Origin of the sequence: Bacteroides faecis MAJ27 (assembly GCF_900106755.1) — a bacterium.
GTDB lineage: Bacteria > Bacteroidota > Bacteroidia > Bacteroidales > Bacteroidaceae > Bacteroides > Bacteroides faecis.
This window is the reverse complement of sequence record NZ_FNNN01000001.1, coordinates 452,776-466,915: the sequence shown is the minus strand read 5'-3', so window position 1 is coordinate 466,915 and position 14,140 is coordinate 452,776. Positions and strand designations below refer to the sequence as shown.

The window sequence follows — 14,140 nt, the reverse complement described above, 5'->3', positions numbered from 1 at the left end:
GTATGAATCATTCTTGCAATTCCGAAAAAAAACGTATTTTTGTCAATCTTATAACCTGAATAAATAAAAGAAATGGCCGAGAACCAAAAGATACAGCAGATAGATTGTACGAAAGTGCCGGAGCCTACTTTGCGCAGACTGCCTTGGTACTTGTCGAATGTCAAGTTGCTGAAGCAAAGAGGCGAACGCTTTGTCTCTTCTACGCAGATATCTAAGGAAATAAATATTGACGCTTCACAGATAGCAAAAGACTTGTCGTATGTGAATATCTCCGGACGTACACGTGTGGGGTACGAGGTTGATGCGCTCATCAGGGTTTTAGAGCACTTCCTGGGGTTTACGGAGATACATAAGGCTTTTCTTTTTGGAGTCGGTAGTCTGGGAGGCGCACTTTTGCAAGACTCCGGTCTGAAGCATTTCGGACTTGAGATTGTGGCTGCTTTCGATATTGACCCGACGTTGGTCGGCACTCACCTGAACGGAATTCCTGTTTACCATTCGGACGACTTTCTGAAGAAGATGGAAGAAAATGACGTACAGATCGGTGTGTTGACTGTTCCTATCGAGATTGCCCAGTGTATCACGGATATGATGGTGGACGGAGGAATCAAGGCTGTCTGGAATTTTACCCCTTTCCGTATCCGTGTTCCGGAAGATATCGTGGTACAGAATACATCCCTTTATGCTCATCTGGCGGTTATGTTCAATCGCCTTAATTTTAACGAAATCAAATAATGAAGATTATTGCCGTAGGAATGAACTATGCCCTGCACAATCAGGAGCTGGGACATACATCTATAAATAAAGAACCGGTTATTTTCATGAAGCCCGATTCGGCTATTCTGAAAGATGGCAAACCGTTCTTTATCCCTGATTTTTCAAATGAAGTACATTATGAGACGGAGCTTGTTGTACGCATCAACCGTCTTGGAAAGAATATTTCTCCCCGTTTTGCCCATCGATATTATGACGCATTGACAGTTGGCATTGACTTTACTGCTCGTGACCTTCAGCGTAAATTTCGTGAAGCTGGTAATCCGTGGGAACTTTGCAAAGGTTTCGACTCTTCTGCCGCTATCGGCACTTTTGTTCCGGTAGAGCGCTATAAAGACATTCAGAATCTGAATTTCAATCTGATGATTGATGGCAAGGAGGTGCAACGTGGTTGTACAGCGGATATGCTCTTTAAAGTGGATGATATCATTGCTTACGTCAGCCAGTTCGTAACACTCAAAATAGGAGATTTACTATTCACGGGGACACCTGCCGGGGTAGGTCCGGTTAGTATCGGCCAGCATTTGCAGGGATATCTGGAAGGAGAAAAGTTGCTGGATTTCTATATACGTTGATCCGTATATTCTTTATTTGACTCATTTATTAAATAGTTTATGAAAATAAGAGTAGGTTTTGGCTTCGACGTACATCAGCTGGTCGAAGGCCGTGAATTGTGGTTGGGTGGTATTCGTCTGGAGCATGCTAAAGGATTGCTGGGACATTCGGATGCTGATGTATTACTGCATACGGTTTGCGACGCTTTGTTGGGAGCCGCTAATATGCGCGACATCGGCTATCATTTTCCGGATACTGCCGGAGAGTATAAAAATATCGATAGCAAGATTCTTTTGAAAAAGACAGTAGAACTGATTGCGACCAAAGGATACCGTGTCGGGAATATTGATGCGACTATTTGCGCGGAACGTCCCAAGCTGAAAGCTCATATTCCGTTGATGCAGGAGACGATGGCAGCCGTAATGGGTATTGATGCGGAGGACATCTCGATTAAAGCGACTACAACCGAAAAGCTGGGCTTTACCGGACGTGAAGAAGGTATTTCCGCTTATGCTACCGTGCTGATAGAGAAGGACTGATAAGAATTGCAGAACTTCTGAATGGCTGGCTATATGGGGGCCGCTGATAGGTGGGCTTTCGTGTATTTGCTGTCTGTTTATGGTCAGTCCGTTATAAAGAAGATTACTAACCCCCTAAAACAATAAATAGTATGAACCGATCTTTAAAATTGTTCTTGGCACTGGTTTCTTTGTGTATGACCACCTTCTGTTTCGCTCAAAAGAGTGAATTACAGTTTAACAAAGATGGCAAGTTTAAAATAGTACAGTTCACTGACGTCCATTTTAAATATAAGAATCCCGCTTCCGACATAGCGCTGGAACGTATCAATCAGGTACTCGATGAAGAACAGCCTGATTTTGTAATCTTTACCGGTGATGTGGTTTATTCTGCTCCGGCAGACAAAGGCATGTTGCAGGTATTGGAACAGGTATCGAAGCGTAAACTACCTTTTGTAGTCACTTTCGGCAATCATGATAATGAGCAGGGAATGACACGGGAGCAATTATACGATATCATCCGTCAGGTACCGGGCAATCTGATGCCGGACCGGGGCTCGGCCCTTTCTCCGGATTATGTATTGACAGTAAAAGCATTTTCCGATGCAAAGAAGGACGCGGCTGTTCTCTATTGCATGGACTCCCATTCTTATTCTCCGTTGAAGGATGTGAAAGGTTACGCATGGCTTACGTTCGACCAAATCAATTGGTATCGTCAGCAGAGTGCTGCTTATACCGCACAGAACGGTGGGCAACCATTGCCGGCGCTTGCTTTTTTCCACATTCCTCTGCCGGAATATAATGAAGCGGCTTCTGATGAAAATGCCATTTTGCGCGGAACCCGTATGGAAGAAGCATGTGCGCCCAAACTGAATACGGGTATGTTTGCTGCAATGAAAGAGTCGGGTGATGTGATGGGAATGTTTGTTGGTCACGATCATGATAATGATTATGCGGTGATGTGGAAAGGAATCCTGTTGGCTTATGGTCGTTTTACTGGTGGAAATACAGAATATAATCACCTGCCGAATGGTGCCCGTATCATAGTGCTTGATGAAGGTGCCCGTACTTTCACTTCCTGGATTCGCCAGAAAGACGGTATCGTTGATAAGGTTAGCTATCCGGCAAGTTTCGTTAAGGACGATTGGACCAAACGTTAGCGATAGCCAGTTTCACATTGCTGAGGCGGGTATATTTGGAACCGTAGCTTTCGAACAGGCGTGATACCCGCGCCGATGCAACATATATAATTTCTCCCGGTCGATATTCATGCTCTATTCCGGATAGGGTACATGATATCGCACTGGGAGTTTTTGATGGGATGCTCATTGTCACTAGGTTGCCGCTGGCATCGTTTAACGTCAGTATTTGCTTCACGAAGAATTGCGGAGTTGTTCCATTTATTCTTGTCTTGTAGGGGTCATCTTCCAAACGCACCCGCATGACTTTCAGCTTTAAGTCTGTCAGCTTCTCGTTCACTTCTCCCAAATAGCGACTCGCCCGGCGTGTCTCTTTCGTTTTCCGCAGCATTATGTCCAGATGTACCGAATGGTAGGCCTGTGCTATTTTGACGAAACGTTCCTGTTTGGGAATCTTCGGGGTAAACTTGTAGGCGATCCAGCTCAGATAGGCGGGATCGATCTTTAGGATTTCGTGCAGGAAGTGTCCCCTGTATTTGCCGAAAAAGATGAGATCGTCACCATTGCTCTGCATTCTTTTCTCATTATAATCTACAAGAATGAGGCACCGTCGCGAATAATAAAATAGGGTGCTGGCCATTCGCAGAGACTCATTGATATCCGGAGACAAATCATGTATATAGAGAATCGATTGCTTTTCGGGCAGGGGAGAGTAGAGCCAAAGGGAGTAGTTGGGTTTTCCCGGTCGGGGCAACACCACCAGATAAACTCCTGCCTCTTTGAAAGAGGATCTGCCTCGGTTGTATTCATTCAGTTTGGCATACAATAAGGCTTGCTCGCTTTCGGAAATTCCCGGTAATTTTGGGTTAGCCATAATTGTTCTCGCTTTTGGTATAATTCAAATATACGGATTTTCTTTCAAAGAAGCAAGTCTCTCTGCTGTATAGATAGGGCTGTTAACGATCTTTTTTGTTTCTTTCTGTACGGATTTGAATGAAGAATTCCTGATTTCAATATCAGTTTCAACCGTTGAAACACTTTGTTTCATGCCTTGAAACTAAAAGTTTCATTGCTTGAAACCATTTGTTCCAAGGCATGAAACTAAAAGTATCAAGCGGTTCTTATGATTGAAAAAGCAGATTCTTTCGGCTATAAAAGAAGGAAGTGGAGGAATTAATTTATTTTCTCTTTGAAATCTTGTACATTTGTATTCTTGTAATTATAGGAAATTCGGATGAAAGAACGGAATAAAAGAGTATTAGTCGGTATGAGTGGCGGTATAGATAGCACTGCTACTTGTCTGATGCTACAGGAACAGGGATATGAAATAGTAGGAGTCACGATGCGTGTTTGGGGAGATGAGCCTCAGGATGCACGCGAGCTTGCCGCACGGATGGGAATTGAACATTATGTGGCTGATGAACGTATACCTTTCAAGGAGACTATTGTGCGGAATTTTATCGATGAGTACAAGCAAGGGCGTACCCCGAATCCGTGTGTGATGTGTAACCCCTTATTTAAATTCCGTGTATTGGCAGAATGGGCTGATAAACTGAATTGTGCTTACATTGCGACCGGACACTACTCTCGTTTGGAAGAGCGGAACGGGCACATTTATATTGTAGCGGGAGACGATGATAAAAAAGACCAGTCGTACTTCCTTTGGCAGTTGGGACAAGATGTGCTGAGGCGGTGTATCTTTCCATTAGGAGACTACACGAAAATAAAGGTGCGTGAGTATCTGGCAGAAAAAGGATATGAAGCGAAATCCAAAGAAGGTGAAAGCATGGAAGTCTGTTTCATCCAAGGAGATTACCGTGACTTTCTGCGCGAACAGTGTCCGGAATTGGATACAGAGATCGGCCCCGGGTGGTTTGTCAGTTCCGAAGGGGTGAAGCTGGGACAACACAAGGGAGCACCTTATTACACAATCGGCCAGCGGAAAGGGCTGGAGATTGCTTTGGGTAAGCCTGCTTATGTGTTGAAAATCAATCCGCAGAAGAATACCGTGATGTTGGGTGATGCCGAACAATTACAGACGGAATACATGCTTGCGGAACGAGACCGCATAGTAGATGAACAAGAGCTACTAGCTTGTGAAAGCCTTGCGGTGAGAATCCGTTATCGCAGCCGTCCGATACCTTGTCGGGTGAAGCGTCTGGAAGATGGACGCTTGTTTGTGCATTTCCGTGAGATAGCTTCGGCGGTGGCTCCCGGTCAGTCGGCGGTATTTTATGATGGACGGCGGGTGCTTGGCGGCGCGTTTATCGCTTCGCAACGCGGGATTGGTTTGGTGATCATAGAGAATAAGGATGAATTGTAGAATAAAATAAACAGAGAGATTCAGATGAAAAGATTAGTATTAGCAGCATTGATCCTGACTACAGCGGTGGGAGCATCTGCTCAATTTACCTCTACCGATACCTTGAAGTATCGGATCAGCCTCACAGATAAGGCTGCAACCACATATTCCATCAGGCAACCGGAGAAATTTCTTTCCAAGAAATCAATCGACCGCAGATTGAGACAGAAATTGGCTATTGACTCTACCGACTTGCCGGTCTGTAAGAAGTATGTAGATGCCATACGCAAGAAAGGCGTCCATATTCTCGTTACTGGGAAGTGGGACAATTTTGTGACAGTTTCCTGCAATGACAGTATGCTGATCCACCAAATAGCCAAACTGCCTTTTGTCCGTTCCATTGAGCAAGTATGGCAAGGCAAAGTGACGGCAGCTACAAAAAGAGATTCGTTGATTAATAATCCGCAGCGTTCGGACAGTCTGTATGGTCCTGCTATTACCCAAATAGAAATGAGCCGTGCGAACCTTCTCCACGATGCCGGATTTAAGGGGCAAGGCATGACCATTGCCGTGATTGATGCCGGATTTCATAATGCGGACAAAATCGAAGCGATGAAGAATATCCGTGTGCTTGGGACACGTGACTTTGTGAATCCCGAAGCGGACATTTATGCTGAAAGCAACCACGGTATGTCGGTACTGTCTTGTATGGCAATGAATCAGCCGAATGTCATGATCGGTACAGCGCCGGAAGCCTCCTACTGGCTACTCCGTAGTGAGGATGAATCTTCTGAACACTTGGTAGAACAGGATTATTGGGCGGCAGCCATCGAATTTGCCGATAGCGTGGGCGTGGACGTTGTGAATACGTCACTGGGGTATTACACTTTTGACGATCCGACAAAAAATTATCGCTACCGTGATTTGAACGGACACTATGCACTGATGTCACGGGAAGCTTCGAAAGCGGCTGATAAGGGTATGATCGTTGTTTGCAGTGCCGGAAACTCCGGTGGTGGTTCGTGGAAGAAGATTACTCCTCCGGGTGATGCGGAGAATGTGCTGACTGTGGGAGCTATTGATAAAAAGAAGTTGCTGGCTTCTTTCTCTTCTATCGGCAATACAGCCGACGGACGCGTAAAACCGGACGTAGTAGCCGTCGGTTCCAAAGCAGACATCATAGGTACAGACGGTAATCTTCGTCTGGCAAACGGGACTTCTTTTTCTTCGCCTATCATGTGTGGAATGGTAACTTGTCTTTGGCAGGCTTGTCCGAACTTGACTGCAAAAGAAGTGATCGAACTGGTCCGCAGTGTAGGCGACAGATCCGATTTCCCGGACAATATTTACGGTTATGGCATTCCGGACCTTTGGAAAGCTTATCAAATGAACAAGGAATAACGCTTATTCTTTATTCATTATTCATCATACTTCATTCAAACTATGGATTCTCTTTCCCTTTTAGAACTAAATGCGCTTGTCAGGCGAAGTCTGGAACAATGTCTTCCCGACGAATATTGGATACAGGCAGAATTGAGCGATGTCCGTTCCAATACTACGGGACATTGTTATCTGGAGTTTGTGCAGAAAGACTCTCGCAGCAATAATCTTGTAGCCAAGGCGCGCGGCATGATATGGAGCAATATCTATCGTTTGCTGAAACCTTACTTTGAGGAAACTACCGGACAGTTGTTTACTTCCGGCATTAAAGTACTGGTGAAGGTTACGGTTCAGTTCCACGAACTTTATGGTTATAGTCTGACTGTGCTCGATATTGATCCTGCCTATACATTAGGAGATATGGCTCGCCGCCGTCGCGAGATACTGTTGCAGCTGGAAGAAGAAGGGGTGCTGACATTGAATAAAGAACTGGAAATGCCGCTTCTGCCTCAACGTATTGCAGTCATTTCCTCTGCTACCGCAGCAGGATACGGAGATTTTTGTCATCAGTTGCAGCACAATCCCGGCGGATTCTTTTTCTATACCGAACTATTTCCGGCTTTGATGCAGGGCAATCAAGTGGAAGAATCAGTACTGGCAGCATTGGATCGTATTAATGACCGGATTCATGAATTTGATGTAGTTGTCATTATACGGGGTGGAGGGGCGACCTCGGACTTGTCCGGTTTTGATACATACCTGCTGGCAGCTGCGTGTGCACAGTTTCCGTTGCCCATCATTACCGGTATCGGCCATGAACGGGATGATACGGTACTCGACTCTGTTGCACATACGCGAGTGAAAACACCGACGGCTGCTGCTGAACTTCTGATCCACCGCATCACCGAGTCGGCAGACCGTCTGGAAGAGTTATCCGCCCGCCTGCAACAAGGGGCATATTCCCTGCTCGAACAGGAGTGGCGGAGGCTGGAAATGATTCATTCCCGTATCCCGAGCCTTGTTCATCGGAAACTTACGGATGCCCGTTTCACTTTGCTGACAGTCCAAAAGGATTTGTCACAAGGGGTGCAGGCTCTGTTGTCCCGCCATCATCATCGGTTGGAACTGTTACAGCAGCGTGTAGCGGACGCCTCCCCCGACAAACTGCTGAGTCGTGGATATAGCATCACGCTGAAAGATGGAAAAGCGGTCACGGATGCCGCTTCATTGCTCCCCGGAGATCAGCTGGTTACTCGTCTGGCTAAAGGAAGTTTCACTTCTGAAGTCCGGCACCGATGAAGCCACCCTCCGGCACCGATGAAGACGCCCTTCGGCACCGATGAGCGACGCCTGCCCCACCGAGCATTATTATTCATCTTAAATACAATAAATATGGTAGCTAAAAAAGAAACATACTCCCAAGCGATGGAACGTCTTGAAAAGATAGTTCGCCAGATAGACAACAATGAACTGGATATCGACATTTTGAGCGAAAAAATCAAAGAAGCCAATGAAATTATTGCCTTTTGTACCGAAAAACTGACGAAAGCGGATCGGGAGGTCGAAAAATTGTTGCAAGAAAAGCGGCAGTCTGAAGAATAAAAGTTATTTTTGCGAATCAAAGCGTAAAATAAACTAATACATAACGATATGAAAGAAATAGACTGGGCGAATCTGTCGTTCGGATACATGAAGACAGATTACAATGTGAGAATTAATTTCCGCAACGGTGCATGGGGTGAACTGGAAGTTAGCAGTGAAGAATACCTCAACCTGCACATGGCGGCTACTTGCCTGCACTATGGTCAGGAAGCTTTTGAAGGATTGAAAGCTTTCCGCGGCAAAGACGGCAAAGTGCGTATTTTCCGTTTGGAAGAAAATGCGGCACGTCTGCAATCTACTTGTCAGGGGATCTTGATGGCTGAGTTGCCGACCGAACGTTTTAAGGAAGCTATTCTGAAAGTTGTGAAATTGAACGAGCGTTTCATTCCTCCTTATGAGACCGGTGCTTCTCTCTATATTCGTCCGTTGTTGATCGGAACAAGTGCTCAGGTAGGTGTGCACCCTGCTGACGAGTATATGTTTGTCGTATTTGTAACTCCGGTAGGTCCTTACTTCAAAGGAGGTTTCTCTACCAATCCGTACGTTATTATTCGCGAATTCGACCGTGCAGCTCCTCATGGAACAGGTATCTATAAAGTGGGTGGTAACTATGCAGCCAGTCTGCGTGCCAACAAGAAGGCGCATGATTTGGGCTATTCTTGTGAATTCTATCTGGATGCCAAAGAAAAGAAATATATCGATGAGTGTGGCGCGGCCAACTTTTTCGGAATTAAAGATAATACTTACATTACTCCGAAATCATCTTCTATCTTGCCTTCTATCACCAACAAGAGTCTGATGCAGTTGGCAGAAGATATGGGTATTAAAGTAGAACGCCGTCCGATACCGGAAGAAGAACTGGAAACGTTTGAAGAAGCGGGCGCTTGCGGTACTGCTGCGGTGATCAGCCCGATTCAGCGTATCGATGATTTGGAGAATGGAAAATCATACGTTATCTCTAAAGATGGCAAGCCGGGACCGATTTGTACGAAACTATATAATAAGTTACGTGGTATTCAGTATGGTGACGAACCGGATACACATGGCTGGGTGACGATTGTAGAATAATTGATTTTTAAGTATAATCTCTTTTAATTGCGTAATTACTATGTTAAAACAAAATTCAGAATTGCGTGCCCAGGCACGTGAAGCCCTTCGGGGTAAGTGGCCTATGGCAGCCGTTGCTGCTCTTATTTATTCGGCTATTGCCGGTGGTCTGTCTTCTATTCCTTTTATTGGATGGATAGGTTCGTTACTGGTCGGTCTGCCTGTTGCGTATGGCTTTGCTGTTTTAATGCTTGGCGTGTTCAGAGGAGCGGAAGAAGTTGATCTGGGAGTACTGTTTGCAGGATTTCAGGAATACAGCCGTATCTTGAGTACTAAGCTGTTGCAAGCCGTTTATACCTTCCTGTGGTCATTATTGCTTCTGATTCCGGGTATTATTAAGCATTATTCTTATGGAATGACAGACTATATCCTGAAAGATGAACCTGAATTGTGTAACAATGCTGCAATTGAAAGAAGTATGGCGATGATGGAAGGCAACAAGATGAAATTGTTCCTGCTCGATTTGAGCTTTATCGGTTGGGCTATCCTTTGCCTCTTTACTTTTGGTCTCGGATTCTTCGTTCTGCAACCTTATATGCAAGTAGCCCGTGCTGCTTTCTATGAAGATCTGAAGGCTCAGCAGGGCGGTTTCAATATCAATGTCGAAGTGAATATCGAAAGTTGATAAACGAATAAATATCATCATGAAGAATGGAGTACGGAGCAATCTGTACTCCATTTATTTTTGTTGTTTACGAAAAGTAAGTACCTTTGCATCCTAATCAGTAATGAGATGGGAAAGAATAAATTAGAGAAGTTTGCCGATATGGCGAGTTACCCGCATGTATTCGAATATCCTTATTCGGCGGTGGATAATGTGCCTTTTGACATGAAGGGAAAATGGCATCAGGAATTTTTCGGAAACGATCATCCGATAGTGCTCGAACTTGGCTGCGGACGGGGTGAATATACCGTCGGGCTGGGCAAAATGTTTCCCGACAAGAACTTTATAGCTGTTGATATCAAAGGCTCTCGGATGTGGACCGGTGCGACGGAATCCCTGCAGGCAGGAATGAAGAATGTTGCTTTTCTTCGCACAAATATTGAGATCATCGAACGCTTTTTTGCAGCAGGTGAAGTCAGTGAGATTTGGCTGACCTTCTCTGATCCGCAGATGAAAAAGGCTACCAAGCGACTGACCTCCACTTATTTTATGGAGCGTTACCGTAAGTTTTTGAAGCCGGATGGAATCATCCATCTGAAGACCGACAGCAACTTCATGTTTACTTATACGAAATACATGATAGAGGCAAATAATCTTCCGATAGAATTTATGACGGAAGACTTATATCACTCCGGCTTAGTGGATGACATTCTTGGAATCAAGACTTATTATGAACAACAATGGCTTGATCGTGGTTTAAATATCAAGTATATTAAATTCCGGCTTCCGCAGGAAGGTCAATTGCAGGAACCGGATGTAGAAATAGAACTTGATCCCTATCGTAGCTACAACCGTAGCAAGCGTAGCGGATTAACCACAAGCAAGTAGCTTGTCAGCATAATCACCGTAAAGTGAACAGCCAACTGACCGAACGGTGAATTTAAATAGTAAATAGTAAATAGTCAAATAGTAATTAAAATGACCCTTTATCCGAAATTAATATTGGATGCACTGGCAACGGTGCGTTATCCCGGTACGGGAAAGAATCTGGTGGAAGCGGAGATGGTTGCAGACAACCTGCGTATTGACGGTATGACAGTCAGTTTTTCTTTGATCTTTGAGAAGCCGACCGATCCGTTTATGAAATCAATGCTGAAGGCTGCGGAAACAGCCATTCATACCTATGTATCACCGGATGTACAGGTAACTATTACAACAGAAAGTAAACAGGCAGCTCGTCCGGAAGTGGGCAAACTGCTTCCGCAGGTGAAGAATATTATCGGCATTTCTTCCGGCAAAGGAGGGGTGGGTAAGTCTACCGTTTCTGCAAATCTGGCAGTTGCTTTGGCTAAGTTGGGCTACAAAGTCGGTTTACTCGATGCCGATATCTTCGGTCCTTCCATGCCGAAGATGTTTCAGGTGGAAGACGCCCGTCCGTATGCGGAGAAGATTGATGGACGTGATCTGATTATTCCGGTAGAGAAATACGGTGTGAAACTGCTTTCTATCGGTTTCTTCGTTGATCCTGATCAGGCTACACTTTGGCGCGGCGGTATGGCGAGCAATGCATTAAAACAGCTGATTGGTGATGCTGACTGGGGTGATCTTGATTATTTTCTGATTGATCTTCCTCCCGGCACAAGTGACATTCATCTGACCGTTGTTCAGACATTGGCTATGACGGGAGCGATTGTCGTCAGCACTCCGCAGGCTGTTGCACTGGCGGATGCCCGTAAAGGAATCAACATGTTCACGAATGATAAAGTGAATGTACCTATTCTGGGATTGGTTGAGAATATGGCTTGGTTTACGCCTGCCGAACTGCCGGAGAATAAGTACTATATCTTCGGTAAAGAAGGGGCTAAGAAATTGGCTGAAGAAATGAATGTACCTTTACTTGGCCAGATCCCTATTGTGCAAAGCATCTGTGAAGGTGGGGACAATGGGACTCCGGTAGCGTTGGATGAAGATACGGTAACGGGACGTGCTTTCTTGTCTTTGGCAGCCAGCGTCGTTCGTCAGGTAGATCGTCGGAATATAGAGATGGCTCCGACCAAGATTGTAGAGATGCATAAATAAATGTTCTGATACTGAACTTACGCTGAATATAAAACCTCCCGATGAGATGTGTCTTGCTTCATCATCGGGAGGTTGTTTCATTGATTGGTATAGCTTTGGGTTACTTTGTGATGAATACCCTTATTTCTCCAATGCTTTCATTAATTGTTCTTTCATGGCATCTACCCCGGGAAATCCTGTTTGTTTATAAGTGATATTTCCTTCTTTGTCCACAACAAAGTAAGTAGGGACACCCCGGATGTTGAGTTTCTCACCCAGGTAACTCCATTGTTCTTTTGTCACACGGAAATGCTCTCCGTGAATATCAGGAATCATGTTCTTCCAAGTTCCCAATGGAGACGTTTCACCTGTAATGTAAAGGTAGATGATATCTTTGTCTTTCAGTTCTTCTTTCATAGGGAGGATTTCTTTGTTGGCAGAACGGCATGGACCGCACCAGGTTGCCCAAAAATCGACTAGCAAGGTATGGCCGCGAAATTTGGAGATAATAGATGGAAATAAATCTTCGTTAGATACTTCTCCGGCATCATTGATGGTAAATCCTGTTTTCTTTTTATTTATTTCTATTTGCTTCAATAGGTCACTGTTCATAGCCAGAACCACTTCATTGTATGCTGGAGGCATGGTAACTAATTCTGCCTTTTGTTCATCGTTGAGTGGATTGAGGTCTCTCATGGAAACTCCGATCATATGTGCCTTTAAATTTTGGGTCAGGAAACCGGCTGCTGTATGACTATCCAGGTGCTTAAGTATTTTATCATTGATGCCTACACGGCGTATGATGTCAAACAATGCAGGATATCTGCTGTTGTAGCACGCTTTGGGCGAAAGAATAGATGTGAAGTCCAGAAGCCCTTCATAATATCCTTGGGGAATGTTTATCTGAGTTTCAGCATAATATTTGTTTGCTTTCTCTCCTTCCAGTCCATTAGCCATGATATAGGCTAATTTCAGGTTCCTTTCGGTTTCGATCACCTTTAGTGCGGCAGACAATTCGAGATCAGTGTTGATTATCTCTTTATAGGCAGGGCTGCCTTTCGACTGCATGATTTGTTTTTTGAATTCGGGCAGCCGGGCAAGTATTTGAGCCTTGTACTCTTCGGCTGTTTTCCCGTTCAGTTGTTTTATTTGTTGTTGATAGTCCTCGTAGCTGTTGCCTTCAGTAAAACTGAAACTCATGGGATTATCCGCTAGTTCTTGCTGCAATCCGGCTAAGTATCCTCCATAATAGACTTCTTTTCCGTATGGCTTTTCTGTTTGGCGAAGGTGAGATTGCTTTCGGGCGTTTTCGCGGAGATTGATGACAATAGAAGTAGTTTCTCCCGGTGCCAGTAAGTACTCGATGGTTCCAAAAGGAGACATGATCGTACACGGAGTAATCATGAAAACATTCATTTCATGATAAAATGTTCCATCGTCTTGAATTCGAATTTTTCCTTCCTGGGCTCCTTCCCTTATGACGTCCTGGTAGTAAAGACTGCCTTTGTCGGGCATTCCTTTTTGGTAGTCAAGGATTCTTCCTTTCAGAATAGCCTTGTCGTATTTGACAATGGGATCGGGCAGCGTCATTTTATGGTCTGCTTTTGGAACTATAACATCCTTAGGTAATTTGAATTTGCCGAATGACTTCTTGTCCAATTGTATCCCCCATATTTTATATGCCCCTTCAAAGTCTCCTTCGGAGAAATCCAGCCGGGTCACATTCTGAGGAATAGGTGGAAAAGTTAATTGGAACTCGGCTTCGCCGGATTCCGGCATCCAGAATTCTTTGTCCAGTGTAATACCTATTCCTTTCCGGATGGGGTATAAGATACCGTTATTATCTTTCAAAACACTGCCGGTTGCAATCTTTATCCAGTATTTAGGGCGATAGAAAGCCTTGATATATACCGTTGTGACTGTGTCACTCATCACTATTTTGTCTATCTCTATACTTGAGGAGTTTTGAGCTAAAAAGGGAGGACGTTCTACGATTCTGTCTTTAGCTTGTGCCATGCAAAGCATACCTAGCAGCATACTTATTATTAATGCGGATCTTTTCATATGAATAGGTTTTATCTCCAACAAATGTAATCATATT

Annotated in this window: 14 protein-coding genes; 12 read left to right on the top strand and 2 right to left on the bottom strand. The window is 44.6% G+C overall.

What is annotated here, in order from left to right; translation table 11 throughout:
* Window positions 1–72: 72 nt before the first annotated feature.
* The 4 genes from BLW31_RS01495 to BLW31_RS01480 all read left to right on the top strand — a co-directional run bounded on the left by BLW31_RS01495 (window position 73) and on the right by BLW31_RS01480 (window position 3,007).
* A complete protein-coding gene (locus BLW31_RS01495; RefSeq protein ID WP_010536511.1) occupies window positions 73–735 on the top strand; it encodes a redox-sensing transcriptional repressor Rex in 663 nt (220 codons plus the stop codon).
* Complete coding sequence (locus BLW31_RS01490) at window positions 735–1,349, top strand: fumarylacetoacetate hydrolase family protein (RefSeq protein WP_010536512.1); 615 nt, start codon at window positions 735–737, stop codon at window positions 1,347–1,349. Before BLW31_RS01495 ends, BLW31_RS01490 begins: the two co-directional genes overlap by 1 nt.
* Before the next feature lie 39 nt (window positions 1,350–1,388).
* Window positions 1,389–1,868, top strand: coding sequence for a 2-C-methyl-D-erythritol 2,4-cyclodiphosphate synthase (ispF, locus tag BLW31_RS01485; RefSeq protein ID WP_010536513.1), 480 nt, complete (start codon window positions 1,389–1,391; stop codon window positions 1,866–1,868).
* Window positions 1,869–1,999: 131 nt separating this feature from the next.
* Window positions 2,000–3,007 (top strand): metallophosphoesterase family protein, encoded by a 1,008-nt coding sequence (locus BLW31_RS01480; RefSeq protein ID WP_010536514.1) that lies wholly within the window; start codon window positions 2,000–2,002, stop codon window positions 3,005–3,007.
* On the opposite strand, the gene BLW31_RS01475 is transcribed toward BLW31_RS01480, so the two are convergent.
* Window positions 2,982–3,860 (bottom strand): exodeoxyribonuclease X C-terminal domain-containing protein, encoded by an 879-nt coding sequence (locus tag BLW31_RS01475; protein ID WP_010536515.1) that lies wholly within the window; start codon window positions 3,858–3,860, stop codon window positions 2,982–2,984. The two genes, BLW31_RS01480 and BLW31_RS01475, sit on opposite strands and share 26 nt — an antisense overlap.
* 360 nt (window positions 3,861–4,220) lie before the next feature.
* On the opposite strand from BLW31_RS01475, the gene mnmA reads away from it, so the two are divergent.
* From mnmA to BLW31_RS01435, 8 genes are all read left to right on the top strand, one after another.
* Window positions 4,221–5,309 carry a tRNA 2-thiouridine(34) synthase MnmA gene (mnmA, locus tag BLW31_RS01470; protein WP_022300866.1) on the top strand — a complete coding sequence of 363 codons (1,089 nt, stop codon included), beginning with the start codon at window positions 4,221–4,223 and terminating at the stop codon, window positions 5,307–5,309.
* A gap of 24 nt (window positions 5,310–5,333) precedes the next feature.
* A complete protein-coding gene (locus tag BLW31_RS01465; RefSeq protein WP_010536517.1) occupies window positions 5,334–6,689 on the top strand; it encodes a S8 family peptidase in 1,356 nt (451 codons plus the stop codon).
* A gap of 42 nt (window positions 6,690–6,731) precedes the next feature.
* Window positions 6,732–7,967 carry an exodeoxyribonuclease VII large subunit gene (xseA, locus tag BLW31_RS01460; RefSeq protein WP_010536518.1) on the top strand — a complete coding sequence of 412 codons (1,236 nt, stop codon included), beginning with the start codon at window positions 6,732–6,734 and terminating at the stop codon, window positions 7,965–7,967.
* Window positions 7,968–8,060: 93 nt separating this feature from the next.
* Window positions 8,061–8,270, top strand: coding sequence for an exodeoxyribonuclease VII small subunit (xseB, locus tag BLW31_RS01455; protein WP_010536519.1), 210 nt, complete (start codon window positions 8,061–8,063; stop codon window positions 8,268–8,270).
* 48 nt (window positions 8,271–8,318) lie between these two features.
* Window positions 8,319–9,338 (top strand): branched-chain amino acid aminotransferase, encoded by a 1,020-nt coding sequence (locus tag BLW31_RS01450; RefSeq protein ID WP_010536520.1) that lies wholly within the window; start codon window positions 8,319–8,321, stop codon window positions 9,336–9,338.
* Between the two features lie 40 nt (window positions 9,339–9,378).
* Window positions 9,379–10,002 (top strand): DUF975 family protein, encoded by a 624-nt coding sequence (locus BLW31_RS01445; protein WP_022300863.1) that lies wholly within the window; start codon window positions 9,379–9,381, stop codon window positions 10,000–10,002.
* A gap of 108 nt (window positions 10,003–10,110) precedes the next feature.
* Complete coding sequence (gene trmB, locus BLW31_RS01440) at window positions 10,111–10,869, top strand: tRNA (guanosine(46)-N7)-methyltransferase TrmB (protein ID WP_010536522.1); 759 nt, start codon at window positions 10,111–10,113, stop codon at window positions 10,867–10,869.
* A gap of 90 nt (window positions 10,870–10,959) precedes the next feature.
* Window positions 10,960–12,060, top strand: a complete 1,101-nt coding sequence (locus tag BLW31_RS01435) for an Mrp/NBP35 family ATP-binding protein (RefSeq protein ID WP_010536523.1) — start codon at window positions 10,960–10,962, stop codon at window positions 12,058–12,060.
* Between the two features lie 120 nt (window positions 12,061–12,180).
* Here the strand turns inward: BLW31_RS01435 and BLW31_RS01430 are convergent, their stop codons facing one another.
* Window positions 12,181–14,103, bottom strand: coding sequence for a TlpA disulfide reductase family protein (locus tag BLW31_RS01430; protein WP_029425276.1), 1,923 nt, complete (start codon window positions 14,101–14,103; stop codon window positions 12,181–12,183).
* Between the last annotated feature and the right edge of the window lie 37 nt (window positions 14,104–14,140).

Coding starts and splice junctions, on each gene's coding strand:
- BLW31_RS01495 (WP_010536511.1), top strand. CDS start 73: ATGGCCGAGAACCAAAAGATACAGCAGATAGATTGTACGAAAGTGCCG.
- BLW31_RS01490 (WP_010536512.1), top strand. CDS start 735: ATGAAGATTATTGCCGTAGGAATGAACTATGCCCTGCACAATCAGGAG.
- ispF (WP_010536513.1), top strand. CDS start 1,389: ATGAAAATAAGAGTAGGTTTTGGCTTCGACGTACATCAGCTGGTCGAA.
- BLW31_RS01480 (WP_010536514.1), top strand. CDS start 2,000: ATGAACCGATCTTTAAAATTGTTCTTGGCACTGGTTTCTTTGTGTATG.
- BLW31_RS01475 (WP_010536515.1), bottom strand. CDS start 3,860: ATGGCTAACCCAAAATTACCGGGAATTTCCGAAAGCGAGCAAGCCTTA.
- mnmA (WP_022300866.1), top strand. CDS start 4,221: ATGAAAGAACGGAATAAAAGAGTATTAGTCGGTATGAGTGGCGGTATA.
- BLW31_RS01465 (WP_010536517.1), top strand. CDS start 5,334: ATGAAAAGATTAGTATTAGCAGCATTGATCCTGACTACAGCGGTGGGA.
- xseA (WP_010536518.1), top strand. CDS start 6,732: ATGGATTCTCTTTCCCTTTTAGAACTAAATGCGCTTGTCAGGCGAAGT.
- xseB (WP_010536519.1), top strand. CDS start 8,061: ATGGTAGCTAAAAAAGAAACATACTCCCAAGCGATGGAACGTCTTGAA.
- BLW31_RS01450 (WP_010536520.1), top strand. CDS start 8,319: ATGAAAGAAATAGACTGGGCGAATCTGTCGTTCGGATACATGAAGACA.
- BLW31_RS01445 (WP_022300863.1), top strand. CDS start 9,379: ATGTTAAAACAAAATTCAGAATTGCGTGCCCAGGCACGTGAAGCCCTT.
- trmB (WP_010536522.1), top strand. CDS start 10,111: ATGGGAAAGAATAAATTAGAGAAGTTTGCCGATATGGCGAGTTACCCG.
- BLW31_RS01435 (WP_010536523.1), top strand. CDS start 10,960: ATGACCCTTTATCCGAAATTAATATTGGATGCACTGGCAACGGTGCGT.
- BLW31_RS01430 (WP_029425276.1), bottom strand. CDS start 14,103: ATGAAAAGATCCGCATTAATAATAAGTATGCTGCTAGGTATGCTTTGC.